Origin of the sequence: Levilactobacillus brevis, assembly GCA_021383565.1 — a bacterium.
Classification (GTDB): domain Bacteria; phylum Bacillota; class Bacilli; order Lactobacillales; family Lactobacillaceae; genus Levilactobacillus; species Levilactobacillus brevis_B.
Genome location: CP079699.1, coordinates 185,528 through 209,388, shown reverse-complemented (window position 1 = coordinate 209,388; position 23,861 = coordinate 185,528). Strand labels below are relative to the sequence as shown.

22 protein-coding genes are annotated in these 23,861 nt (G+C 51.7%); 12 read left to right on the top strand and 10 right to left on the bottom strand.

The window, feature by feature from the left end:
• Nucleotides 1-65 precede the first annotated feature (65 nt).
• Complete coding sequence (locus KB236_00975; protein UIF29367.1) at nt 66-605, bottom strand: dUTP diphosphatase; 540 nt, start codon at nt 603-605, stop codon at nt 66-68.
• A gap of 269 nt (nt 606-874) precedes the next feature.
• Here KB236_00975 and KB236_00970 point away from each other — a divergent pair, with 269 nt between their 5' ends.
• Nucleotides 875-1,213, top strand: coding sequence for an acetyltransferase (locus tag KB236_00970; protein ID UIF29366.1), 339 nt, complete (start codon nt 875-877; stop codon nt 1,211-1,213).
• 5 nt (nt 1,214-1,218) lie between these two features.
• Nucleotides 1,219-1,905: a ribose-5-phosphate isomerase RpiA gene (gene rpiA, locus KB236_00965; protein UIF29365.1), complete on the top strand. Its 687-nt coding sequence runs from the start codon at nt 1,219-1,221 to the stop codon at nt 1,903-1,905.
• Between the two features lie 161 nt (nt 1,906-2,066).
• Here the strand turns inward: rpiA and KB236_00960 are convergent, their stop codons facing one another.
• Nucleotides 2,067-2,621: a TetR/AcrR family transcriptional regulator gene (locus KB236_00960; GenBank protein UIF29364.1), complete on the bottom strand. Its 555-nt coding sequence runs from the start codon at nt 2,619-2,621 to the stop codon at nt 2,067-2,069.
• Between the two features lie 139 nt (nt 2,622-2,760).
• On the opposite strand from KB236_00960, the gene KB236_00955 reads away from it, so the two are divergent.
• From KB236_00955 to KB236_00945, 3 genes are all read left to right on the top strand, one after another.
• Nucleotides 2,761-3,936: an NADH-dependent flavin oxidoreductase gene (locus KB236_00955; protein UIF29363.1), complete on the top strand. Its 1,176-nt coding sequence runs from the start codon at nt 2,761-2,763 to the stop codon at nt 3,934-3,936.
• A gap of 820 nt (nt 3,937-4,756) precedes the next feature.
• The gene (locus KB236_00950) at nt 4,757-5,563 is read left to right on the top strand and encodes an aldo/keto reductase (GenBank protein UIF29362.1); all 807 of its coding nucleotides are present in this window, start codon (nt 4,757-4,759) and stop codon (nt 5,561-5,563) included.
• Nucleotides 5,564-5,816: 253 nt separating this feature from the next.
• Nucleotides 5,817-7,151 carry a C1 family peptidase gene (locus KB236_00945; protein UIF29361.1) on the top strand — a complete coding sequence of 445 codons (1,335 nt, stop codon included), beginning with the start codon at nt 5,817-5,819 and terminating at the stop codon, nt 7,149-7,151.
• 376 nt (nt 7,152-7,527) lie between these two features.
• Here KB236_00945 and KB236_00940 read toward each other — a convergent pair whose 3' ends face one another.
• From KB236_00940 to KB236_00920, 5 genes are all read right to left on the bottom strand, one after another.
• Nucleotides 7,528-8,658, bottom strand: a complete 1,131-nt coding sequence (locus tag KB236_00940) for a glycerate kinase (protein ID UIF30252.1) — start codon at nt 8,656-8,658, stop codon at nt 7,528-7,530.
• A 26-nt stretch (nt 8,659-8,684) separates the two neighbouring features.
• Nucleotides 8,685-9,989 carry a GntP family permease gene (locus KB236_00935; GenBank protein ID UIF29360.1) on the bottom strand — a complete coding sequence of 435 codons (1,305 nt, stop codon included), beginning with the start codon at nt 9,987-9,989 and terminating at the stop codon, nt 8,685-8,687.
• Nucleotides 9,990-10,321: 332 nt separating this feature from the next.
• Nucleotides 10,322-11,548: a beta-lactamase family protein gene (locus KB236_00930; GenBank protein ID UIF29359.1), complete on the bottom strand. Its 1,227-nt coding sequence runs from the start codon at nt 11,546-11,548 to the stop codon at nt 10,322-10,324.
• Nucleotides 11,549-11,807: 259 nt separating this feature from the next.
• Nucleotides 11,808-12,479, bottom strand: coding sequence for a 2,3-diphosphoglycerate-dependent phosphoglycerate mutase (locus KB236_00925; protein ID UIF29358.1), 672 nt, complete (start codon nt 12,477-12,479; stop codon nt 11,808-11,810).
• 150 nt (nt 12,480-12,629) lie between these two features.
• The gene (locus tag KB236_00920; GenBank protein UIF29357.1) at nt 12,630-13,640 is read right to left on the bottom strand and encodes an NADP-dependent oxidoreductase; all 1,011 of its coding nucleotides are present in this window, start codon (nt 13,638-13,640) and stop codon (nt 12,630-12,632) included.
• 175 nt (nt 13,641-13,815) lie between these two features.
• On the opposite strand from KB236_00920, the gene KB236_00915 reads away from it, so the two are divergent.
• Nucleotides 13,816-14,154: a metalloregulator ArsR/SmtB family transcription factor gene (locus tag KB236_00915; protein UIF29356.1), complete on the top strand. Its 339-nt coding sequence runs from the start codon at nt 13,816-13,818 to the stop codon at nt 14,152-14,154.
• On the top strand, nt 14,136-14,831 hold the full coding sequence (locus KB236_00910; GenBank protein UIF29355.1) for a type 1 glutamine amidotransferase domain-containing protein: 696 nt from the start codon (nt 14,136-14,138) through the stop codon (nt 14,829-14,831). The genes KB236_00915 and KB236_00910 overlap by 19 nt, the downstream gene beginning before the upstream one ends.
• 44 nt (nt 14,832-14,875) lie before the next feature.
• Here KB236_00910 and KB236_00905 read toward each other — a convergent pair whose 3' ends face one another.
• Nucleotides 14,876-15,946, bottom strand: a complete 1,071-nt coding sequence (locus KB236_00905; protein ID UIF29354.1) for a DMT family transporter — start codon at nt 15,944-15,946, stop codon at nt 14,876-14,878.
• Between the two features lie 39 nt (nt 15,947-15,985).
• Entirely contained in the window at nt 15,986-16,933 is a 948-nt protein-coding gene (locus tag KB236_00900) for an AEC family transporter (protein ID UIF29353.1), read from the bottom strand.
• A 365-nt stretch (nt 16,934-17,298) separates the two neighbouring features.
• Here KB236_00900 and KB236_00895 point away from each other — a divergent pair, with 365 nt between their 5' ends.
• The 5 genes from KB236_00895 (at nt 17,299) to KB236_00875 (ending at nt 23,069) form a co-directional block, all read left to right on the top strand.
• Nucleotides 17,299-18,465 (top strand): LCP family protein, encoded by a 1,167-nt coding sequence (locus KB236_00895; GenBank protein ID UIF29352.1) that lies wholly within the window; start codon nt 17,299-17,301, stop codon nt 18,463-18,465.
• Between the two features lie 238 nt (nt 18,466-18,703).
• On the top strand, nt 18,704-19,615 hold the full coding sequence (locus KB236_00890; protein UIF29351.1) for a zinc ABC transporter substrate-binding protein: 912 nt from the start codon (nt 18,704-18,706) through the stop codon (nt 19,613-19,615).
• 148 nt (nt 19,616-19,763) lie between these two features.
• The gene (locus KB236_00885) at nt 19,764-20,411 is read left to right on the top strand and encodes an EAL domain-containing protein (GenBank protein ID UIF29350.1); all 648 of its coding nucleotides are present in this window, start codon (nt 19,764-19,766) and stop codon (nt 20,409-20,411) included.
• Between the two features lie 149 nt (nt 20,412-20,560).
• Complete coding sequence (locus KB236_00880) at nt 20,561-21,691, top strand: GGDEF domain-containing protein (GenBank protein ID UIF29349.1); 1,131 nt, start codon at nt 20,561-20,563, stop codon at nt 21,689-21,691.
• A gap of 247 nt (nt 21,692-21,938) precedes the next feature.
• A complete protein-coding gene (locus KB236_00875) occupies nt 21,939-23,069 on the top strand; it encodes a GGDEF domain-containing protein (GenBank protein UIF29348.1) in 1,131 nt (376 codons plus the stop codon).
• Between the two features lie 371 nt (nt 23,070-23,440).
• Here KB236_00875 and KB236_00870 read toward each other — a convergent pair whose 3' ends face one another.
• Nucleotides 23,441-23,854, bottom strand: coding sequence for a PTS sugar transporter subunit IIA (locus KB236_00870; protein UIF29347.1), 414 nt, complete (start codon nt 23,852-23,854; stop codon nt 23,441-23,443).
• Nucleotides 23,855-23,861: the final 7 nt, after the last annotated feature.

The window sequence follows — 23,861 nt, the reverse complement described above, 5'->3', positions numbered from 1 at the left end:
GCACTTTTATTTTAGCATATTTAGCGGGTAATTCCCCACTAGTCTATCAGTCGAAATGTAAAGATTTAGTTGCGATCCGAGGAGCCAAATCCACCGGTCCGTTGTTGGCTTGGAATTCGTTCGCCATCGGCCAGTAGAAAGGGCATGAAAATCCCTTGCGCAATCCGTTGGCCCTTCTTAATCACGACGTCCTTAAGCCCGACGTTGACCAGTTGAACGAAGATTTCACCCTCATTCTTGGCATTGTTGTAGTAGTCCGCGTCAATCACGCCGACCCCGTTAGGCAAGATCAGGTTGTGCTTCAGCGGATTACTTGAACGGTTCGCGAGCAGGAGGACTTCCCCCGGCTCCATATAAGCCTTGATGCCTGTGGGTACCAGCCAAGGCTTGAGGTTATGTTGCCCGGCCACCAATTCTTCGGTGGTCAACGGTTCACGATGCCAGAGCTGTTTAAACGCGTGTAACAAGTCATGCCGCCAAATCGAAGGCAACGTAAAGTCCTCGGCACACTCAAAGTCATAACCGGCCGCCTGCTGCGTTGTCCGGTAAGGCACCTTAATATTTTGATTTTCATACTTACTGACCACTTCAAATCCGCGATGCATCGTGACACTCCTTTTCAATATATAGCGTTTAATTTTATCACGCGCGGTAATGTCGACATCACTTTCTCCGACAAACCACCATAAAGGCCAATTCTACCATCCCCGACAGGGATTACAATAGCCAGTCAGTCGTAACCAACCTGTTACTAGGGTACCGACCTTTCCCCCAGAAAGCCAGTAAAAATAATCGCCAGCGAAAATTAGTTGACAAGACCACCCGGATAGACCAAAATTAGACGTGAAACTGGTCCTGAAGGGAGCAAATAATCATGACGATTACGGAACGTCCAGGGGAGCTGGCCATCACGGCTGATGAGCGTCTCCTCGCAAGCCTACACTACTTGTCATTAGACGCGTCAACCTGGGTTTTGGAACAGATTTTCGTCCGGCCCGCCCAACCCGCGGCTGAGCTAGCTGAGCAGTTGATAAAGCGTTTTACCCAACTGGCAACCACCGCCAATGTCCACCTAAAAGTGTTGGATCCGTACGCCAAGCGTTATTTCACCACCCACCCGACCGATTTACTAGTGGCCCACCAGCTACCTGTCAGTGGTGCGGCGGCCGTTCGACCAGTTGCTTTACACCTAGAACACACAGAAGAGGAGTAGTTAAGATGGATCAAAACGCATTAAAAGCCCTTGTTGGCCAGGAAGCCGTTAAGTACGTTAAAGATGGCATGATTTTAGGAATTGGGACCGGCTCGACCGTTCGCTACATGATCGACGCTTTAGGCAAACGCGTCAAGGATGAAGGCCTAAACATTGTGGGGGTCGCGACCTCAGACCGTTCCGCTAAGCAAGCCGAATCACTGGGCATCACCATCAAGCAACTGGACGAAGTCGACCACCTCGATTTAACCATTGACGGTGCCGACGAAATCGACGACAACTTCCAAGGCATCAAGGGTGGCGGTGCTGCTCACCTCTGGGAAAAGATCGTTGCCATCAACTCCACCAAGAACATGTGGATTGTGGATGAAAGCAAGATGGTGCATCACCTCGGCAAGTTCCCACTCCCCTTGGAAGTTATTCCATTTGGCTCTAGCCACGTCTTAGAAAAACTGGACAAAATGGACTTACACCCAACCTTCCGGATGAAGGAAGACGGGAGCCATGTCCTGACCGATTCAAAGAACTACATCATCGACCTGCACTTAGGTCGCATCGACCATCCCCACGAACTCGCCAACACGTTGAACGGCATCGTGGGTGTCGTGGAACACGGGTTGTTCTTGGACACGGTCAACACGGTCATCGTGGGTCGTCAAGACGGTCCAGAAGTCCTGAATGCACGGGACTAACCTAAACCGATTAATTAAGAAGTCAGGGTCGCGCGTCACTCGCTAGAATTGTGAGTGACGCGCGACCCTTTTGTTAGCTTTCCACATGAGTGAGACTACAACGCATGTGTAGGCGGGAGTGAAGCCCAATCACTGTTACCCGACTGGCTAAGCTTAACCAGCTACGAGTAAGCATCCACCGCTGGCGCCTTCAGCGGAATTCCACACAGACAGGCCGGCATGAACACGTGTAAATCATTTCCTAATTCGGTAGCGGGCTGACGCATCCCCGTCAATGCCCACTGCCGCGTGTAACTAACGAAACCATCCACGAAGAATCGAATGGCCTTGTGCTCGTCGGTCGTCAGCGTGTGGTTGCCATAGGTGGTGATGATATCACTGAAATTTTGAATAAGATGCTGCCGAAAGAAAACCGTAAATGAATTCTGTCCGGTTGCCGTAAAGGCCGCCACGAAGAAAGCGGGGTGCTGTTCAAAGTAGCGTAGCGTCTTGGTAAAAATCCCCGCCCAGGTGTAAGCCTGACAGTCCTTAAAGATTTGCGCCATAGTCTCCTCGTAGTAGCTATTAATCGCATCGTATTTATCCGCAAAATATTTATAAAACGACCCCCGACTCACGGTCGCTTCTGCCAAAATATCATTTACCGTAATATCCTTGATGGCTTGGCGCTGGGCCAACGTGTAGACCGCGTGCAAAAGTTGATGTCGAATATCCATGAGCGGCGCCTCCTGTCCTAAACAAAATCCACTTTTTGTTCAAATTTGAACAAATCGACCAAATTATCTGTTACTAATAATAAGTGATTCTGGTATGGTTAACAAGTAGCGTGATTATCAATTTTTTAGGAGGGTTCCTATGAGTGATTATCGATTTTTGCAAACAGCAACGTTGAAGTCCGGTGTGACGGTTAAGAACCGTGTCGTCTTACCCCCAATGACTGAGTGCATGGCACTGGAAAACGGTGAAGTTTCTCGTGACGAGCTACACTACGCAGCCATTCATACGGGCGGTGTAGGCTTGTTCATCACCCCGGTCGCCTACGTCAACGCACGTGGCAAAGGGTTCGAGGGCCAATTGTCCGTCGACAATGACCGTTTCATCCCTGGTCTGACCAAGTTGGCAACCACGATTCAGCAGAACGGGACCAAAGCCATTCTGCAAATCTTTAGTGCCGGCCGGATGTCCAACTCCGCTATTCTACGGGGGCAAAAGACCGTTTCGGCCAGTGCGGTTGCCGCACCACGTCCCGGGATGGAAACGCCGGAAGAGTTGACGGACGCGGAAATTGAGCAAACAATCACGGACTTTGGCTCAGCCACGCGGCGGGCCATTCAGGCGGGATTTGACGGCGTGGAGATTCACGGTGCCAACACCTACCTGATCCAGCAGTTCTTCTCCCCACACAGTAACCGCCGAACCGACAAATGGGGCGGCTCCGTGGAGAAACGGATGACCTTCCCTCTGCGCATCGTTGCCGAAGTGCAACAGGCCGTAAAGGATTACGCCGACCGGCCATTTATCGTCGGTTACCGTTTCTCACCCGAAGAGATTGAGGAACCCGGCATTCGCCTGGCCGATACCCTCCAGTTAGTGGCTAAGCTCGATACCTTAGGCTTAGACTACCTTCACGTTTCCATGGGGAACGTTTGGCGGCCATCCATCAACAATAAGACGGATAAGACCCCACTAATTGGTCAGATTCAGGACGCCACGACCGCGACCCCACTGATTTCCGTGGGGAACGTTGCGACCCCTGCCGACGCCGAGAAGGTTATGGATGCGGGCATTGACTTCGTGGCGATTGGCCGTGAAAGCATTCGCGAGCCCCACTGGGTTCAAAAGGTTGAGGCCGGTGCCGAGGATAGCATTCGTTACACGCTACCGCTCGCCGACCTAGATGAGCTCGGTATCGCTTCTCCCTACTTTGACTTCTTAGCCGGGATGGACGCCGGTGGTGCCCACATCGGGTTCGACCCAGCCTTATCAACGACCAAGCAAGGCAACGCTGAGGATTTAGTCTTTAGAAAATAAGCCACTATTGGGCATACGTTTCGACCATCTAAATTAAGGTCACCAGAGCTTGAGAAACTTTATCTCAAGCTCTTTTTTCGTTAAAAAACTGCTAGAATCCGTAGTATGATAAGAATACTGTCCATTATAATTAGGCTAGTCGGGTGTTGGTCGCCTTACCGTTCGCCAAATTTGGTCTGGATCGCGATGGGTAGGACGGCAACAGCCAAAGGTCGGTCTTTTCCCTCGCTTTGAGCCGGCAACCCACGTCTCAAAGACGCCATTTTCCAAGCGAACCGCTTGGAAAATCCCACGGCTGAGACCAAATTTGACTCACTCACGGCTACGTGAAGGGTATTCAATTAAGCTGGCCAAACGTTGTCACGCCAGCGATTTCACAGCACGTTTAGTGGCTTTCACTCATCGTAACCGGAGGCAGTCAAAGATGGAGGTAGCCGTGACAGCGGTGTTAGCTGACGTTCTGAGTCAGCTTACAGCGCGGGACGTGTTTGGAGACTGACGAATTTTGTCAGGCTTCAAACCGAGCCGGAAGACCGCTTCTCAGGCCGCAGGCGATCCCCACAGCGCCGGAATCTCTGGCAGCCGCAGGGTGGTGTTGATGACTTGTTTAATGGCGATAAGCCTCGTCAGCTGGGGACTGAAGCGTGTTCACAAACTTTCAACCTTTAGTTAAAAAATGGATGACTTCACAGCTCCCACCGATACCCCCTTCTCATGATCAGTCGTGAACGACCAAATCGGTTGCCGTGAAACTCACGGCCGAGTAGTGTATCATGGTCTTATGTAGTAAATTTAAAATTTTGAAGAGCGAGGTAATGATATGGAAACGACACAATTAAGCAACGGCGTTACCATCCCTATGTTGGGATTTGGAACTTACTTAATTGATAGCAAGGACGTCCCGGCAGCGATCAAGACGGCGCTGGATGCCGGTTACCGGCACCTTGACTGTGCGCACATTTATGGCAATGAACCCGCCGTGGGAGCGGCCATCAAGGCTTCTGGCATCGATCGTTCCGACCTGTTCATCACGTCTAAGGTATGGAATGCCGACCAAGGCTACGACAAGACCTTAGCTGCCTTTGACCAGACCTTAAAGGACTTACAGCTGGACTACCTGGATCTCTATCTGATTCACTGGCCAAACGAAGAAGACTTCGACTTAACGTTGGATACTTGGCGCGCCTTAGAAACCTTGTATCAACAAAAGAAGGTTCGGGCCATCGGGGTCTCCAACTTCTCTGAAGATCAACTGGAAAAGGTCTTTGCCATGGCCAAGGTTAAGCCAATGGTCAACCAGATCGAACGTCACCCTTACAAGGTACAAGCCAAATTGGGCAAATTCGATACAGACAATGGTTTAGTTAATGAAGGCTATTCACCAATTGGCCACGGACACCTGATCCTCGAAGACCCAGTCATTACCAAACTGGCTGATAAGTACGGCAAGTCACCAGCACAGATCGTCTTGCGTTGGCAAGTCGACACCGGCTTCGTGGTCTTCCCGAAGTCCTCGAAACCAGCCCGAGTTCGCGAAAACTTTGAAATCTCCGGCTTTAACCTGACCGCAGAAGAGATTGCCGAAATCAACGGTCTCGACCAAGATAAGCATTTAAACTACGATTAACTCGCAGGAAGGACTTCTCACCACGGGGAGTCCTTTTACTTTACTTGGGTTGGTGATACCGCTTTACTGTGAAAACCATCGCCAATCCATAATTTTTTATTTACCGGCTTTGTCAAACCGCTTTACCCCATCGTACTCCGCCTAACAAGGGTTGTGGCGCTTACACGCTGAACGGGAAATCCTTCAACTCCCTATACAAAAAATGAGAAAATTGGGGTACAATGAGAGAAATAAGATTAGGAGAGTGACGTCATTGAGTAAAGAAATCACGGCGGACCAAACCGCCCGTTACCAACAAGCTTTAGCTGCCGACCCCACCGCAAAGGTGATCGAACGCGCCGTAAGCCATCAAGGAATCTTAGCAACTTCTGCCGATTACGCTTCTGAAACCGACATGACTCCCGTTTTCTCCATTGATTTGGACACTGGGAAAGTTGCCAACCAAAAGCAAAGTGGCCGTTGCTGGATGTTTGCCGCATTAAACACGATGCGTCATCATTTAGCCGACCTTTTCAACTTAAGCGACTTTGAATTATCTCAAAACTACACCAACTTCTGGGATAAATTCGAAAAAGCCAACTACTTCTACGAAAACGTCTTGGCCACCGCTGACCAACCAACCTCTAGCCGGAAGGTCGCCTTCTTAATGGCCACCCCACAACAAGATGGTGGGCAATGGGACATGCTGTGTGCCATCATTGAAAAATACGGGATTGTGCCTAAGTCTGTGATGCCTGAAACCTACAACAGTTCCAAGTCCAGCGAACTCAACAGCACGTTGAACTTAAAGCTACGTAAAGACGCCGTTACCTTACGGAAATTGGTTGCCGACAAGGCCAGCGCCGATGACATCGCCGCTGCCAAGGATAAGATGTTAGGCGAAGTTTACCGCCTGTTGAGCTTCTCCCTCGGCGAACCCGTCAGCGAATTTGACTTCGAATACCGCGACGACGACAAGAACTACCACATCGACAAGGGCCTGACGCCTAAGTCCTTCTTCGACAAGTACGTCAACTGGGACCTGTCCGACTACGTCTCCATCATCAACGCACCAACTGCTGACAAGCCTTACAACCACACCTACACGGTTGAAATGCTGGGTAACGTGGTCAATGGCCGCCAAGTCAAGCATTTAAACGTGACGATGAAGGACTTCAAGGCCCTCGCCATCAAGCAACTCCAGGCGGGACAATCCGTCTGGTTCGGTTGTGACGTCGGTCAATCTTCCGAACGTCAAAAGGGAATCATGGACACCAAGTTCTACGACAAGGATGCCCTCTTCAACATCGACTTCTCCACGACCAAGGCTGAACGCCTGGATTACGGCGAAAGCATGATGACCCACGCCATGGTCTTGACCGGGGTCGACTTAGTCGATGGTCAACCAACCAAGTGGAAGGTTGAAAACTCCTGGGGTGAAAAGGTCGGCACGAAGGGGTACTTCGTCATGAGTGACGCTTGGATGGATGAATACTGCTACCAAGTTGTTGTGAACAAGCAGTTCCTGCCTGACGACTTAAAGAAGGTTCAAGAAACCGAAGAACCAACTGTTTTGGCCCCTTGGGATCCAATGGGTGCCTTAGCTTAAACTGCAAAAAGATAAAAATTCCGGGGCATTGGCCTCGGAATTTTTTTGTCGTTAGTCGTCAATCCTGCGACACTACTCATACTAGCCGCCTTACCGTTCGCGAAATTTAGGTTGGAACGCTGTGAAGGCCGGCCCGAGCCACAGCGCGGTCTCAACCCTTGCTTTGAGCCGGAAAAACACCGTCTCAAAGTTCCCATTTAAGGGGACCATTCTCAATTGGCAACGCCGCAAGAATCTACCTGCGTTGGCTAGATTGGACATTTGCCTTAAGTAAACGCAAAAAAAACGGGTCGGAATCAACATCCCAACCCGCTTTCTCACGTTAAATCGTCGAACCACTTGTCAGATAGATAATCGATTCCACGCGCGTTTTAAGTTACTTCATAACCCGGGCAATATTTTCCGCCGTCCGGGCTAAGTTCTCCTTACCGGTCGCAATGGCCGTGGGTAAATCAACGATTCCCGGTAAAATACCGAAAATGGCGTCGATACCGAGATCGTAGAGTTGGTCGATACCAGCTCCGACATTTCCCGCCACACCGATCACCTTGGCGTGGGGACTGGCGGCCTTAACCGCCTGCGCCGTTCCCATCGGCGTCTTACCATATTGCGTCTGGAAATCAATGGCGCCTTCGCCCGTAAAGGCGTAGTCGGCCCCCACGGCCCGTTCCTTGAGATGAGTTTCACGAACCACAATCTCCACGCCCTTTTCCATCTGCGATTCGGTAAAGGCCAGAAGCCCCGCACCCAAACCACCGGCCGCTCCGGCACCTGGGAAGTCCGCCAGATCCTTGCCCAGCGTTGCCTTGATAATCGCAGCATAGTGGGCCAAATTGGCGTCCAAGGTAGAGACCATCGCTGGTGTTGCGCCCTTCTGGGGGCCAAAGACTGCGGCTGAGCCCTGATCACCGACTAGGGGATTCGTGACGTCCGACGCAATCCGTACCTTGGTCTGGCTGACCAGGGGATCAAGGCCGCTCATGTCAATGGTGGCCAAGTCGGCCAAGCCACCGCCGCCCCGGGTAATTGGTTGCCCCTGAGCGTCTAAGAACCTCACGCCCAAGGCTTCCGCCATCCCCTGACCACCATCGGTCGTGGCACTGCCACCGATACCAATGATAATCTCGCGGGCACCGTGGTGCATGGCATCCAACATTAACTGGCCCGTGCCGTAAGTCGTGGTTACCAGCGGATTCTTCGTTTCTTCGTTCACAAACTGAATGCCGCTGGCCGCTGCCATTTCAATCACGGCTGTCTGGTGGTCACCCAGCAAGCCATATTCGGCAGAAACCGGTTGGCCTAGGGGATTCAACACATCGGCGTGTCGAAAGCTCCCCTGGGTGGCGTCAACCAACGATTGGACCGTACCCTCGCCGCCATCGGCCATGGGCACAATCTCGTAGTCGGCATCGGGAAAGACCCGTTGCAATCCCGTATGAATGGCGTCTGCAGCCTCTTTAGCCGTCAGACTTCCCTTAAATGAATCCGGTGCAATGACAATTTTCATCATTTGGTCATCCTTTCACTAATCCGTTAAAACAGCGTAAACATCATGACGCCGACGATAGTCATGGTCAACCCCACGGCCGTCTCGTAAGGAACCGACTGCATCCGTTCCTTCAAGGTCATGTTCATGGCGTTGGCCGTCACATGGAAATAGTTCCCTTGTGGCAAGTGGTCAATCACTGTCGCCCCGGTATGAACCATGACGGCAGCGGCTAACGGCGCCGTCCCAAAGGCCAGAATGGCTTTGCCAAACGACCCAGTAGCCAAGATTACCCCGGTTGAGGTAGAAGCCGTGGCAGCGGCCATCAAGATCCCGGCGATTGGTGCCAAGAAGGTCCCGGAAATGCCGGAAACCTTGATCAGATGGACGATCACGGCTGGCAACGTCGAGGTGGTAATCAAACCACCGATAGCCCCTGCCCCAATCAGAATCAAGACCACGTCAGTCATTCGGGCCATCCCCGCCTTGGTGTAGGCCAGGACCTGCTTGCCTTGGTGCATGGCCAGCATCCCAATGAGTCCGGCCAGTGGCAAGATGTACATAGCATCCACGTTGAACTTTTCCAACAAACCGATGTGTAGCACACTCCCCACCGGATTCAAGAGCAAGAGAATCACGGCCAGTAACGGCGCTACAATCGCCGTCCCCAGAGAGGGCAACGGCATTGCGGACTGGTCATCGCCCTGCGCCTGGTTGGCCTGAACATCGGCCATGGTGGCTAACGTCCCGTGGTGCCGCAGTAGCGTCGCAATCACAACGGTCGCCAATAAACCAAAGACGGCCGGAATGAAGTCCGCCACCATTAATTGGCTCAATTCCAGATGGAAGCCGTGAGCCGCGGCGATGGTATTGGGATTGGGGGAAATGATATTCCCCGCCTTACCCCCACCGGACAAGGCAACCAGCAAGGCCAGCTTGGAAATCTGCATACGACTCCCCACCTCTAACGCAATTGGGGCCACAATCAACACGGCAACTGGGATAAAGACCCCTACGGCCGTGATAATCATGGTGGCCAAGGCCAACGAAAGGATGGCGAGACTCTCACCAAATTTGTTCACGATGCCCCGGGCGATGGCGTTCGCCGCCCCAGATTCCATCATGACCCCGGCAAAGACCCCGGCGGCTAGGACCCGAACCACGGTTCCCATGACACTTTGTGAACCCGTGACCACAATGTTCACGGTCTGGGTGAGATTAGCGCCCCCGATCAGTGCGCCCACAATGGTTCCCAATAATAGTGAGTACACGGGATTTAACTTTCTTAAAATCAAAATAATGGCGAGGGCCAAGCCAATCAAGGCCCCGATCCAACTGACAGAAACAGTCACTATTTTCACACTCCTTAAGCAATTAAGTGAATTAGATAACGAACTTTTCGAACTCGTAGAATTATACAACAACTTATTTCACAAGGAAAGCAGAAATTATCCTTCAGGCGGTTAATATTATGGAAGGAAAATTTCCGGATCTGATCATAAACTAGTGCGGCTTACTAGCTATAAAGGTTGTTAAATCAGTGTTTAGTCCAATAACCGGTCGAATGATATTTTAGGACTGATCGGTCATGTAATCGTTTTCGACTTTGCTCAATTATTAACGACAGCTATTAAAAAAGATCGCACGGACTGCGCGCGATCTTCAAGATACATCTCATTTTCAGTTACCGCAACTTGCTAACAGCATTCACGCTACGGAAGGTGCTGATGGCCAAGTCTTCCGTCGACCACGTCGGGTACATGCCCCCCTTGTAGTAGTTGTTCGACAGAAGAATCACTCCCGTCTTACCGTTGCGGCTCATCACAAAGGTGCCTTCGTAGTCATCGCCGACCCCGTGACCGTAGTAGCCGACCTGATCTAGGTGGTAGAGGCCCCCGGCATAATGCGCCGTGCTACTGGTACTCTGATGGAGTCGGTTGGCCCCACTGGCCTTCTTCAACACCGTTCCTCGAATGATGGCCCGTTCCGTCCGGAAGACATCCCCGGCCGACATGGTCGCATTCCCCGTGGCAATCTGCACGGCCATATCCTTAGCGGATGGCACGTGCGGCTGTGAATAGTTACCTGGCACTGTTCCACTATAACCAACGGTGGTTCCCGAATGTTTCAGCTGTGCAAAGCTGGTGTGGTTAAGGCTAAGCGGCGTCACCAAGTGTTCATAGAACAGCTGGTAGTACGATTCATGCGTGACTTTCCGCAGGATTCCTGCCAGGAGCGTATAGCTGATGGGCTGGTAGTTAAATTGATTGATCTTGGTCTGATTGATTCGGGCCTGCTGACTCGCATACTTGTAGACGGCGGGTTCCGTCAACGTGGTCTCGGGATTCAAGTCGCCGGTAATCCCCGCTTCCATGTTTAGCATCTGGCGAAGCGTGACCTTGTTGCTTCCCTTGATTTGCGGATAGTATTTGCTCAACTTATCCGTCAAATGCAGTTGCCCCGCCTGAGCCGCACGCATGACCAAGATCCCCGTCATTGATTTTTGAATGGAATTAATCAAAAACTGCGAGGTCGCTTGGTTGGCCTTGTGCTTCTTGGCATTGGCCTTCCCGAACGACCGCTGGTAGACCACCTTGTTGTTCTTGACGACTAAGGCCGTCCCCACGAACTTCTTGGCTCGCAGTTGGCGGTTAAAGCGCGCCGTAAATTGGGGTGTCTTTTTCCCCTTATTCTGCTTGTCCCAAACGGTCTTTTTCTTACTGCGCAGTTGGTTGCTCTGCAACGCGTCGTAGGCAATCTCTTGTCGTGTCTGCTTGGCGTGCAGCTTATTGGTTGTGCGCACCGTCTGCTGGTCCTTAGTATCTAGCTCATGCATCCCAAAAACCACGCCGCTAATCCCCAAAACCACGACGAGTAGGATACCCCAATGACCTAAATTACGTGTATTCACAATTCTCAATCCCCCTTAAAGTTAGGCTTCCCTACTCTTTAACTGTGAACTGTGGGCGTGCTGATTAACCGGGTAGCTAAGCCGCGTCGCCACACCACGGCCCACCCCCTTAAACTATCGTGACTAATCACCAGCCACCGATCACACCATCAAGGGAAAGTCCCTTTCTTCTGATTATACGAAAAGGCTGGCCAAACACAATCATTTCTCTCAATTGTGCGAGCCAACCTAATTATCTTAGTATTTTGTTAACTAAATATTATAATATTAATTTTTGCAGGACGTTGAGGTGGTCATCGAAGTCGTATTGAATGGGTTCCCCGTTGGCCACTTCCACCTGACTGATGTCGGCATCCGCCACACCGTCCAAGTATTTAATCAGAGCCCGTAACGTACTGCCATGAGCGACGACCAGTTGATTGTGCCCGTCGAGTAGCCGCGGGGCAATCTGGTCAACCCAGTACGGCATCAAGCGATGATAGGCCATCTCGAGACTTTCTCCCAGCGGCTCAATGTGCGGACCGAAACGATCATAACGCCGGTCCTGCGTAATGTGGTCCAGCAATGGTGGCACCGTCTTGAAGCTGCGCCGCCAGATCTTGATCTGCTGATCGCCGACTTGCTCGCGAACCTTGGCCTTATTCTTCCCACGAAGGGCGCCATAGTGGCGTTCATTTAGCCGCCAAGACTTATACTCCGGGATATACAGCTGATCGATCGCCTCTAAGACAATGTTCGAGGTCACAATCGCCCGCTGCAACATGGACGTATGGAGCGCGCCGAACTGCAAGCCCGTCTGCGCCACAAGTTGTCCTGCGGCCTGGGCCTGTTGCCGGCCTTTCGCCGTCAGCGGCACGTCATTCCACCCCGTAAAAATGTTGTCTCGGTTGGCGACACTCTCACCGTGCCGTAAAATAACCAGCGTTGCCATCTGTCACGCTCCCTTTCTCTCTATGAGTCACCACGACAATCATAACATAGGGGCGCTAGGGTTTCGCTTAATTTGTGCAAGAAATCACGGATTCGTTTATCCCGTCTAGCCACGGCTGGCTATCACACGAGATCGCCAGTGTCCACACGCCTACGCCATCTCCACAATAATTTTTCCACGGGCATGTCCCTGTTTAAAATACGTCAATGCTTGATTTAACGCGCTGAAGGGGAAGGTCCGGTCAATTACGGGGCGTAATTGGCCAGCCGCAATCAACGTTGTCAGTAACGCCAATTCTGTGCCACTGGGAGCCATGAACAAGAAGCGGTAGGCCACACCCGACCGTCTCTCCAATCGCGTCAATCGGTGACTAGCGACGCCTAACACCCCCTGTTTCCACAACGGCAGACCATACGCCTTAGCAAAACGGACATTGGGTAATCCGGAAATACTCACGACTTGGCCGCCGCGTTTGACCACCGAAAAGGCTTGTGCCAAGCTCTGACCACCTAACGTATCAAAAACCGCGTCGTAGTCCGTCAAAACCGTCGTAAAATCCTCGGTATGGTAATCAATAACCCGATCGGCCCCTAACGAACGGACCAGCGCAAAATTTTGCGGACTCGTGGTCGTAGCCACCTGTGCGCCCAAATATTTCGCAAGTTGAATCGCAATCGTACCAATGCCACCCGCACCAGCTTGAATGAGCACCTTCTGACCAGGCTTCACATGCAAAATATCGTGGAGCGCTTGATAACTGGTCAGACCAACTAGGGGGAGCGCTGCGGCCTCATTAAACGTAAGACTTTGCGGCTTTAAGGCGATGTCGGCCACATCGACCGCCAAGTATTCAGCGAACGTGCCAATCCGACTCTTGCGTGGCCGGCCATAGACCGCGTCACCCACCTTAAACGGGGTGATCTGAGAGCCCACGGCGACGACTTCGCCGGCAAAGTCACTCCCCAAAATCAGGGGCATTCGATAAGACAACAAGAATTTAAGCTCCCCCGCCATGGTCTTGAGGTCAATGGGATTGAGGCTCACCGCCTTAATCTTAACTAAAACATCGGTAGCCTGAAGAGACGGAACCGGCACTGTTTTCATCAGCGGCATCGCTTGCCCATAACGGGTAATCACCGCGGCCTGCATTGTTTCTGACATGGTTATATTCCCAGCTTTCTTGGTTCGTATTTTTAAACGATTGTGTTTCATATTACTGAGACCGTTTAAAAATGTCAACTAATAAATCTGGGTAAAGCCACCGACATAAGTGACTTGACACAATAGTTGAATAATGTTTTAATGGTTTAAAATAACGAACGAACAGGTGAACAAATTGTCCAATTTAACCAAACTAAAACACGAGTTTACCAAGTCCAGCGACTTTCTAGTGGCCCTAGGCGATCAGAAGCGTCAAGCCATTATCGTAGCGTTACTTGATCCCAAGGTGATTCATCGGGGCCTTCAAGTCACTGATCTTGTTGGGGTGACTGGGTTATCCCGACCGGCTGTCTCGCACCATCTCAAAATTTTGAAAAGTGTTCAACTCGTCGACTATCGGCGTGAAGGCACTAAAAATTTCTACTATCTCACGCACCAAACGAAAGCTATCGACCAGCTCAAGACCCTCTTAGACCACGTAACGGAGACGATGACATGCAACCAACAACTTTAAAAAAGATTCTGATTGTTTTGACGAATACCACCCGCTATGGCGAGACGTTCGACCCTACCGGACTCTGGCTCGGTGAAGCCACCGAATTTGCTGCCATCGTTCAGCAAGCCGGCTATCAGGTGGACTACGTGAGTCCCCAAGGGGGCTTTGTCCCGCTCGACCCCCGCAGCATGAAGTATACGGACGAAGAAACCATGGCCATCTACGAATCCACCGACTTCCAGCACCGTGCCCTGACTGACTCGTTAAGTCCACAGCAGGTCAATCCCGCCGACTACGCCGCCATTTATTATGCCGGCGGACATGGTGTCATGTGGGACTTTCCCGATAATGCGCCGCTTCAAGCCATTGCCGCAGCGATTTACGCCAATGACGGCTACGTCACCTCGGTTTGCCACGGCATCGCGGGACTGCTAAATATTCAGACGACCCCGGGCCACTATTTAATCGCCAACCACCAAGTGACTGGCTTCACCAAGGCTGAAGAAATCCTCGCGGGTAAACGTTCTGTCGTTCCCTTCTTCAATCAGACGGCGGCCGAAGCCCACGGTGCGACCTTCCTGAAGAAGCGGGCGTACAAGGAATACGCCGTTCAGGACGACCGGTTGATTACCGGGCAAAACCCCTTCTCGGCTAAGGCCGTAGCCCGGCTTCTCGTTCAAAATTTGGGTAAATAAAAACATCCTCGTCTATTTTTCGGCGAGGATGTTTATTCATTTACTTAATCAGTTGATTCCGTTGAAGATGATTTCACGTGAGCTTCCGCACGCGCACGCAGCTTGGCAGCCGCCGTCTGTGGCGTGGCTTCTTGGAAATCGCTGGCTGGAACGGTGGCTTCCTGATCGGCCAACTGGGATTCGCGGGACTTGACCCGGTTACCCATAAAGGTGACGACCGACCCCAGCAGGATGACCACGATCCCGACGATGGTATTCGTCAGGATGCGTTCATGAATCAATAGGGCCGCTAAGATTGGCGCCAACCCCGGCTTGATGAAGAACACCAGGGACGCCGTGGAGACGTCGGAGCGTTCCATAGCCAAGAAGTAGAAGGCAAAACCACCACCGGTCACGCAGACCCCGATGAAGAACAGCAACCAGAAGTATTCCAGACTGACATTTTTCAAGATAGGCATCGCGGCGAACTGGCTTAACCAGGACACCTGCCGCATGCCCCCAGCAACGGCGGGCACGTGGCTCACTAGCATCAGGAGTAGCAGTTCAAACGACCCGGCGAAGAACGTAAAGCAGGTCATGATAATGCCGTTGAAGTGGTGACGAACGGACCCCCACCGTGAAACGATGCTGTACAGGCCGAAAGTCAACGCTGACCCAATGGCGAGGCTCAAGCCCACGGCGTTGGTCAGGTGTGCGGGGTTCACGATGATGATTAATCCGATAATGGAAATCACTACGGCAATCAAGTTAGCCCGTCCCAGTCGCTCGTGTAAGATCAGGTAAGAGAAGATCAGCGCGAAGACTGGATTACAGCTGAACAGCACGGCCACCGTCGACGCCTGGTCGACGGAAATGGCTAACTGATACAACGTCATGGAGACGATCACGCACACGAAGCCTGTCAGAAAGAACAAGCCCCAGTCGGAACGCGTCAAATGGTGTTGCTGCTTGCGCAATGCCCGTAAGGCAATCGGCAGTAACACCAGTCCCCCGATGAAGAACCGAATCAGGTTAAGCTGGATGGGATTGAATGCCCCACCAGCCGCCTTCAAGGCGATTTCCATCGAACTAAACATCAAAGTTGAAAATGCGATATACAACAACGTTTTTCTCAAAACGAACCTAGTTCCTCCCTATTATCAAACCGATAGTGTCTAGTGAATTTGTTGGACGATGACCATCAAAATCGGAATCACCACTAAACTTAGGAGGGTCGTTTCGGTTACCATGATGGCCGCGTAATCCGTATCCGCATGATAGAGCTTCGCCACTACCGGTGCGTTGGTCATTACGGGCATCGCCGCTTGTAAGATAAAGACTTGCTTCATTAATAATGGCATGGGCGTCGGAATGACTAGACAGGCCATCAACGTTGGGGCCACCAGGAAACGGCCGAAGAGAATCCCCAGACTGTCCCGGTTCAGCCGGATGTTTTGCACCCCGGCCCCGGCAATCGCTGTTCCGATAAAGATCATCGACAGCGGCACGGTTAGTCCCCCCACGTAGCTGAAGTCCTTCATGATCCAGGCCGGCAACTGGATGTCTAACAACACCAGCGCGACCCCGAGCATGAAGCCCAGTAAGGGTGGCGAAAAGATTTTTTTCAGCGTCGTGACCAGGTTGAATTTGGCCGTTCCCTGACCATCACGTTGAATCAAGTACGCCCCTAACGTCCAGAAGAACGTGGTGTTGGCCATGTAATAGACCAGTACGAAGGGCATGCTCTTCGGCCCAAATAAGGCCTCGTTGACGGGTAGCCCCACGAAGACGGTGTTGGAATTGGCAAACATCGCTTCAAACAGGCCCCGGCGCTCCGGATGGACCTTAAAGCCGTGAAAAGCAATCACGGACAACCCAAACATGATGAGCATCGACACGATGGGAAACCGCAGATCCGGCAACGTTGATTTCAACGTCTGGGCCGAAAACTGGGTGGTGATCGTACTAATCATATAAGCTGGTAACGCAATCTGGGTTACCAGCCGGGCAATTAACCGCCGGGACTGCTCATCGAACCACCCGCGACGGGAAAGAATATAACCTAAACCAATCATCACCAGGATGATGAGCACCCCGGAGACACTGCGAACAAAGACGGCCATAAGACACCCTCCCGCCATTCGACCTAAAATATTAACGATTCTTAACTAACTTGGCCCATTATAGCACGCGTCTGGTTTTTATCGATTCGGTAACCGGTTACAAATGCCCACGTGCCACGTTTTATCCTACCTTGACAAGCTTCTGAAAATCATTTTTATCTTCCAGATTATACCAGATTTCACCCTTTTCCTCCTGACCGAGCGTTTACGAATGGCCGTTTTTGTGGTCTAATAAATTAATTGAGTCCGCAAACCAGATTTTCAGGGGACATTTAGAATCTGGTTGGGCTGGCCGACTCCACGCTTGACTATCGGGAGCGCCAGCAACGTGTATCTAAAGATTTTAATGAGGATGAGGAATTAACATGCCAAACGATAATGGAAGTAGACGCCAGCGGTCACCAGAGGATTTCGAACAGGTCTATGATCGCCGCGCTGATCGCAATACACACTTTAAGACACCACAGGTCCACCCCCATCGTCCCGTCATGTGGACGATCGTCATCGCCCTACTGATCATGTTGACCGGGGGCTTGGCGTACGGCTATCAGGCCTGGAACTCCGCCAAGAAGACGTTCAGTCAGACCTACGAATCATCTAAGGCGGCCAAGAGTCGTAACGTCTCGGCCGTTTTGAAGAAGAACAAGCCCTTCTCGATCCTGCTGATGGGGACCGATACTGGTGCCCTGGGGCGTTCCGACGTTGGACGAACAGATACCCTGATGGTGGCCACGATTAATCCCACCAAGGAAACGGCTTACCTGACCAGTATTCCTCGGGATACCCGGGTAACGGTCGGCTCTGGCGTCAACGCTTCTGTTCAAAAGATTAACGCCGCTTACACGATTGGCGGCCCCAAGACGGCCGTGAAGACCGTGGAGAACCTCTTGGATATTCCGATCGACTTCTACGCCATCGTCAACATGGGCGGCTTGGAGAAGATGGTCGATGCCGTCAATGGTGTCGACGTCACCCCACCACTGACTTTCCAGTATGGTGCGGCTAATGTCACTAAGGGTAAGAAGGTCCATCTGAATGGGAAACAAGCTCTGGCTTATTCCCGGATGCGACACGAAGACCCACTGGGCGACTACGGTCGGCAGAAACGCCAGCGGCAAGTGCTCCAGAAGTTAGTCGTCAAGGCGGCGGGCTTAACGTCGCTGACGCGTTACCAACAGATTCTGACTTCCCTGAAGGGGAACTTGAAGACCGACCTGACCTTTGACGACCTCATGCAGATTCGGGCAAAGTATGGGGACGCCTCGCACCACATTAAGTCCGAAACCTTGCAGGGACAGGACGCCATGATTGATGGTCTCTCCTACCAAGTCCCAACCAACGACGAATTGAAGAAGGTTTCCAACCACATTCGTAAGACGCTGGAGTTGTCTGACACCAAAAACTTCACTTCCGACGCCGACACCACGGCTTATGGAAACGATACGACCACCTACGGAACCGATACGAGCTATACCACTACAGCCAATTCCGGTTACGGGTCGTCCACCGGTAACGGTAACTACGGATACTAAACATCGAAACAACACGACTACCATCACACGTAACTGGGTGTGATGGTATTTTTTTCGCAAAATTTTCAGCTATGCTGTCCGCAATCTCGGGGAAACTGACGAGATCATCTTAATTTTGGCTCCCAAGGGCAGCCCGTCACGTCCCTTTTTAAAATTTCCCCTTGCCAAGCTCAACTGATTTCTGTAATATCTAAACAGTAATTATTACTATTTAGATATTAGAGGAGAGAATTGATCAATGTCTGTTTTGCGCAAATTAAGTTTAAGCATCGTCGTCATCAGCCTGCTAGTACTGGGAACCGCCTGTGGCAAGTCCCCCTCGTCTACAGCGACTAGTCGGACCAAGCCCATTCACGTGGTCGCCAGTCTGGACTTCTACGGCGAGGTGGCACGAGCCGTTCTGGGCGAGCATGGGACGGTGACCACCCTCATTAAGAGTCCTAGCGTTGACCCCCACGATTTCGAGCCCACCCCGCAGGACGCTACGGCTGTGTCCCACGCCAATTTTACCCTCAGCAACGGTCTCGGCTACGACCACTGGCTGCCCAAGCTGGCCAAGAGTAACGGTTCTCACCAGATTCAGCAGATTCGCGTCGGCGAAGACGTGTTGGGTAAACGGGCCGGCGCCAACGAGCACGTCTGGTACGATCCGGAAACGATGGCCCAGACGGCAACCTACCTGGCCAAACAATTTGGCCAAAAGGCCCCGCGCTATCGAACCATCTACCAACGCAATGCGGCCACCTATATTCGCCAACTGGCACCGCTGCAGCAGCAACTCAAGTCCCTCAAACAGCATAGTCACAATCAACGCGTGAACGTGAGTGAGCCGGTCTTCGACTATGCCCTCACGGCACTGGGCTACCGGCGAAACAACGCGGCCTTTGCGCTGGCCATTGAAAATGGCACCGATCCGGCTCCCCAAGCCATTAAGCAGATGCGCCGCGACATCACGACCAAACGCATCGCCTTTCTGGTCAATAATCGGCAGGCTAGCAATCGGACTGTCAAGACGATGGTCCAACTGGCTCATCAACACCAAGTGCCGGTCTTAACCGTCACCGAAACACTCCCCAAGGGGAAGACCTACCGCACTTGGATGCAGAGCCAATACCGCCAGTTGGCCGCCATCCAACAGCAAGCCAAGTAATCTATCAAGAGGGTCGCTAGTCTACGCCTCGTTTTACTCGAAATGTAAATGACTGGCAACATTAAACGGTATATGGCGTTGTGCTTTTAGTGAAAAGGACTAAAATGGGGGTAACGATTAAATCGAGAACCTAAAGGAGTCGACCCAAATGTATCGCTTTTTTGTCCAGCCTCAAATCAATCAAGATGATCACAAAATATTTGGCTACGAAGTCCTCCTGCGCAAGCAACAGAACGAAACGTGGGTGCTCCCGCAACACTTCACGGATATTTCCGTGGCAGAACAAGCGACCCTGTTGGAACAAACGGCGGCGGCCCTGCATACCGCAACTAACCAACAAGTCCTGGCCTTCAACCTCAACAATCAGCAGATTCGCGATCCCTTCACGTTAGGGACCATCGTGGCACTGAAGAAGCGGCTGAATCCCGCAGCGTTGACCATTGAATTGACCGAGGCCCCAACTTTACCGGAAGTCCAGCTCTTCAGTATCACCCTGCACCAATACGGAATTAAGTTGGTCCTAGATGACGTGGGGACTGGCTCCAACACGTACGCCAATATCCAACACCTACTGCCCTTCGTCGACGAGATCAAGTTCGCCATGCAAAATTACCGGATGGCTAAGCGTGCGGAAGAGATTCCTGCGGCACTGGCCTTCTGGGCGAAGATTGCCACTGAGTATCGGTTACAGTTGGTTCTAGAAGGTGTGGAAGACGCCAAGGATCAGGCGCTCGCCAAGCAGTTCGGTATCACGTTACATCAAGGCTATTTATATGGAAAACCCAGTCTAGTCTAACGAACAGGTGTTGCCTGTGCATCACGCACAGAACGACACCTGTTTTTTTGATAAAATTTTGCACGGTGGGTAGTCCAATTAAGTTCCATGCGTTAACATATAAGTGACGTACAATTTGATTCGTAAAATTAAAGAATGGATGACTAACTATGACCTGGTCACAATGGTTTGTGACGCCGGCTTTCACCAGCATTTTCTTTCTGTTAGGCGTTCTGACCCTGTATTGGTTTATAACCAATAAAATAATTCAATACTTAGAACATCGGGAAAAACACGTCTCGGCGGATAAGGTTCGGACCATTGTTGGCCTCATCTACATGATTACGCTGCTTTTTGTGACGCAAACCGCCGTCAGCGGGACCGCCAATAGCTGGGTCTTCACGAACTTTGAAATCTTCGCCATCGTGTTTGTCAGCTACTTCTTGATGCTGGAGATTCGGTTATGGCAACTGGGGGCCGCCGTCCTGATCTTCATGACGCTCGATCAATCCTTCGATGTCCCCTTGTCGTGGGCCTTTGCGTTCGTCTACATGTTTTTCTATGTTACGCTCAAGTTGGTCAAACGCCACCGGCACAGCCCCGGTCGGGATTTCACCGACTATACCGTGACCACGCTGGCATTTTCAACTGCTCTGTGGCTAATTACGATGGTGCGGCACAGCCTGTCTCTCAGTCTCGTGGGCTGGGAGCTACTCTTCTGCTTCTTTCTGCTCACCATTATGTACTTCTACGTCGATTCTCTATTGGCGGGAGCCTCAACGCTAGCCCAACTGACGTACACGACCAATTTTGACGAACTCACCCACGTACACAACTACTATGCGTTTAAGAATGAATTCGGTCACGCCTTCTCCACCGCGCAGGAGCACCGCGAACCACTGACACTGATGCTCTTTGACATCGACCACTTCAAGCACGTCAACGACACGTATGGTCATCTGGCTGGCGACTATGTTCTGCGCAACGTCGCCCAGCTTATCACCAATCAACTGGGGACCATCTCGCCGGACCTGCGCCTCTACCGGACCGGTGGTGAGGAGTTCACGATTATTTTCACGAATTATACGACCGAACAGGCCCGCGAGCACGTGAACGCCATTGCCCAGGCCGTCCGCGACGGTCAGTTCCGTCACGCCGGTAAGACCATTAACGTCAGCATCTCCGTGGGCGTCACTCAGCTTCAGACCGGCGACGAAGATCAGTTGGATATCTACCGGCGCGCCGACCAGAACCTGTACTTCTCCAAGCGTCATGGTCGCGATCGGGTAACGTTTACTTAGGACGGCAGATGACCAGTTAAAATCAAAAAAATGGGCAACCAGGCGACTAGCCAGTACACATTTCAACTATTTAATCTTGAATACAAAAGTTTGGGAATTTTTCCAAACTTTTTTAGTCCCCGCTATTTAAATTGCCCACGGCCCCACGCACCACGATTTTGGCTAAACGCTGACAAAAACATTGGCGATTGCCCGCAAGCGCGGTATGATGGAGGGACTGACAAACTTATAGAATGGATGACGCCTCATGACTTGGTCAAAATGGTTTGTGACGCCCGATTTAACCAGTGTCTTCTTCCTACTGGGCGTGCTTACCCTATACTGGTTCATCACGAACCGATTGATTAAATATCTCGAAAAACGTCACGACAACGTGAATGGACAACAGGTGCAGGCAATCTTTGGTCTCATTTATATGGCCCTCCTGATGATTGGCACCCAGACCGCGGTCAACGGCACGCCGGATGGCTGGGTCTTTGTAAACTTCCAGATCTTCGCCGTGGTCTTCTTGAGCTACTTCATCAAACTTAAATTTCAATTTTGGCAAATTGCCATCGCGATCGTCGCCTTCATGGCGGTCAATGGCACCCTCGCCATCCCCCTCTCATGGGTGTTCACGGCGATCTACGTCGGCTTGTACTACGCGATGAGCTATATTCGCCAGCATCGGCACAATCCCTGGCAGGACTTCGCCGACTACACGCTGGTCAACCTGGGATTTTCCACCGCAATGTGGGCCGTCATGGTCTTCCGCTTCAGCCTACCCCTGACGACCGCCGCCTGGGAAATTCTCTTCAGTTTCTTCTTCATGACGGTTATGTTCGTCTACATCGATTCAATCCTAGCCGGCGCTAGCACCCTCGCACAACTCACCTATACCACGAACTTCGACGAGTTGACCCACGTGCATAACTACTACGCCTTTAAGAATGAATTTGGCCTAGCCTTCGAGCGCGCCCAGACGCACCACGAGCCGTTGACACTGATGCTCTTTGATATTGACCATTTCAAGCACGTCAACGACACGTATGGGCATTTGACCGGAGATTACGTTCTGCGCCACACGGCCGAATTAATTGCCGATCACTTGAAGACCCTTGCCCCGGGGGCCCGGCTCTATCGGACCGGCGGCGAGGAGTTCACTATCGTCTTCACCAACGCTACAATACAGCAGTCCGAGCAACACGTGACGGCCATCGCGCAAGCCGTCCGGACGACTCACTTTCACCACGCTGGCCACGACATTGACATCAGCATCTCGGCCGGCGTCACGCAATTTCAGACGACTGACGAGGACCAGCTCGATATCTATCGACGTGCCGACCAGAATCTGTATTATTCGAAACGCCACGGTCGTGACCAGGTTACCGTTGACTAAACCATTCAAAACCAAGCCGAGCTAGAACTGCTCGGCTTTTTTGGTACCTGACATCAGTCGCCTATAAGTCGGGTGTCTGCAAATTCAGCTGGGCCCATTTATAAAAATCTTTATAACGTTAATAACGTGAACTATCCGATTGGTTATGGTAGAGTAAACCTATCAAAAAGAATGGTGGGTGATTCTATGCGTGTCTTCTCGCTACTGCAACCCTGCATCAGCCGTCTTATTCGTCGTCTCCTGCCCGCATCGCAACCGCCACGACATACCACCATTTTCCCCGCTTGGACGGACCGCTTTCTCGTCAAACATCCCCCTACGCAAAAAGCGCCGCCGCTGAACGACCACGCTTCACTGACTTATTTGTTGAATTAATCCTCGTCATTGGCTTCATGAGTCGCATCGAAGTGCCGGACACTCCCCTGCGCCGCTTGTTCCAGACGTGGAATTGCTTGTACTAGTGGTTGGTCTTGAATCGCCAAGGCCTCAATTAGCATGGGTAAGTTCAACCCGGCCACGAGCCCATAATTTTTCGGGTGCTGCATGACCAGTTGTCGGGCCGCATTGAAGGGCGACCCGCCCCATAAATCAACTAAAAATAACAATTCTGACACGGGTTGCAACTGTTGAATAGCAGCCTGATAATGGTTAACCAAATCTTCGACGCTTTCATTGCCGGCCAGTGTGACGGCCACGACCTTTTGCGCCTTACCGAAGATCATCTCGGCACTTTGTAAGATACCCCGGGCAAATTCACCGTGGCCTGTGACGATTATGGCAAGCATTCTGCCA

Coding starts and splice junctions, on each gene's coding strand:
- KB236_00885 (UIF29350.1), top strand. CDS start 19,764: ATGTATCGCTTTTTTGTCCAGCCTCAAATCAATCAAGATGATCACAAA.
- KB236_00955 (UIF29363.1), top strand. CDS start 2,761: ATGAGTGATTATCGATTTTTGCAAACAGCAACGTTGAAGTCCGGTGTG.
- KB236_00890 (UIF29351.1), top strand. CDS start 18,704: ATGTCTGTTTTGCGCAAATTAAGTTTAAGCATCGTCGTCATCAGCCTG.
- rpiA (UIF29365.1), top strand. CDS start 1,219: ATGGATCAAAACGCATTAAAAGCCCTTGTTGGCCAGGAAGCCGTTAAG.
- KB236_00880 (UIF29349.1), top strand. CDS start 20,561: ATGACCTGGTCACAATGGTTTGTGACGCCGGCTTTCACCAGCATTTTC.
- KB236_00950 (UIF29362.1), top strand. CDS start 4,757: ATGGAAACGACACAATTAAGCAACGGCGTTACCATCCCTATGTTGGGA.
- KB236_00875 (UIF29348.1), top strand. CDS start 21,939: ATGACTTGGTCAAAATGGTTTGTGACGCCCGATTTAACCAGTGTCTTC.
- KB236_00895 (UIF29352.1), top strand. CDS start 17,299: ATGCCAAACGATAATGGAAGTAGACGCCAGCGGTCACCAGAGGATTTC.
- KB236_00870 (UIF29347.1), bottom strand. CDS start 23,854: ATGCTTGCCATAATCGTCACAGGCCACGGTGAATTTGCCCGGGGTATC.
- KB236_00925 (UIF29358.1), bottom strand. CDS start 12,479: ATGGCAACGCTGGTTATTTTACGGCACGGTGAGAGTGTCGCCAACCGA.
- KB236_00920 (UIF29357.1), bottom strand. CDS start 13,640: ATGTCAGAAACAATGCAGGCCGCGGTGATTACCCGTTATGGGCAAGCG.
- KB236_00970 (UIF29366.1), top strand. CDS start 875: ATGACGATTACGGAACGTCCAGGGGAGCTGGCCATCACGGCTGATGAG.
- KB236_00975 (UIF29367.1), bottom strand. CDS start 605: ATGCATCGCGGATTTGAAGTGGTCAGTAAGTATGAAAATCAAAATATT.
- KB236_00940 (UIF30252.1), bottom strand. CDS start 8,658: ATGAAAATTGTCATTGCACCGGATTCATTTAAGGGAAGTCTGACGGCT.
- KB236_00960 (UIF29364.1), bottom strand. CDS start 2,621: ATGGATATTCGACATCAACTTTTGCACGCGGTCTACACGTTGGCCCAG.
- KB236_00910 (UIF29355.1), top strand. CDS start 14,136: ATGCAACCAACAACTTTAAAAAAGATTCTGATTGTTTTGACGAATACC.
- KB236_00900 (UIF29353.1), bottom strand. CDS start 16,933: ATGGCCGTCTTTGTTCGCAGTGTCTCCGGGGTGCTCATCATCCTGGTG.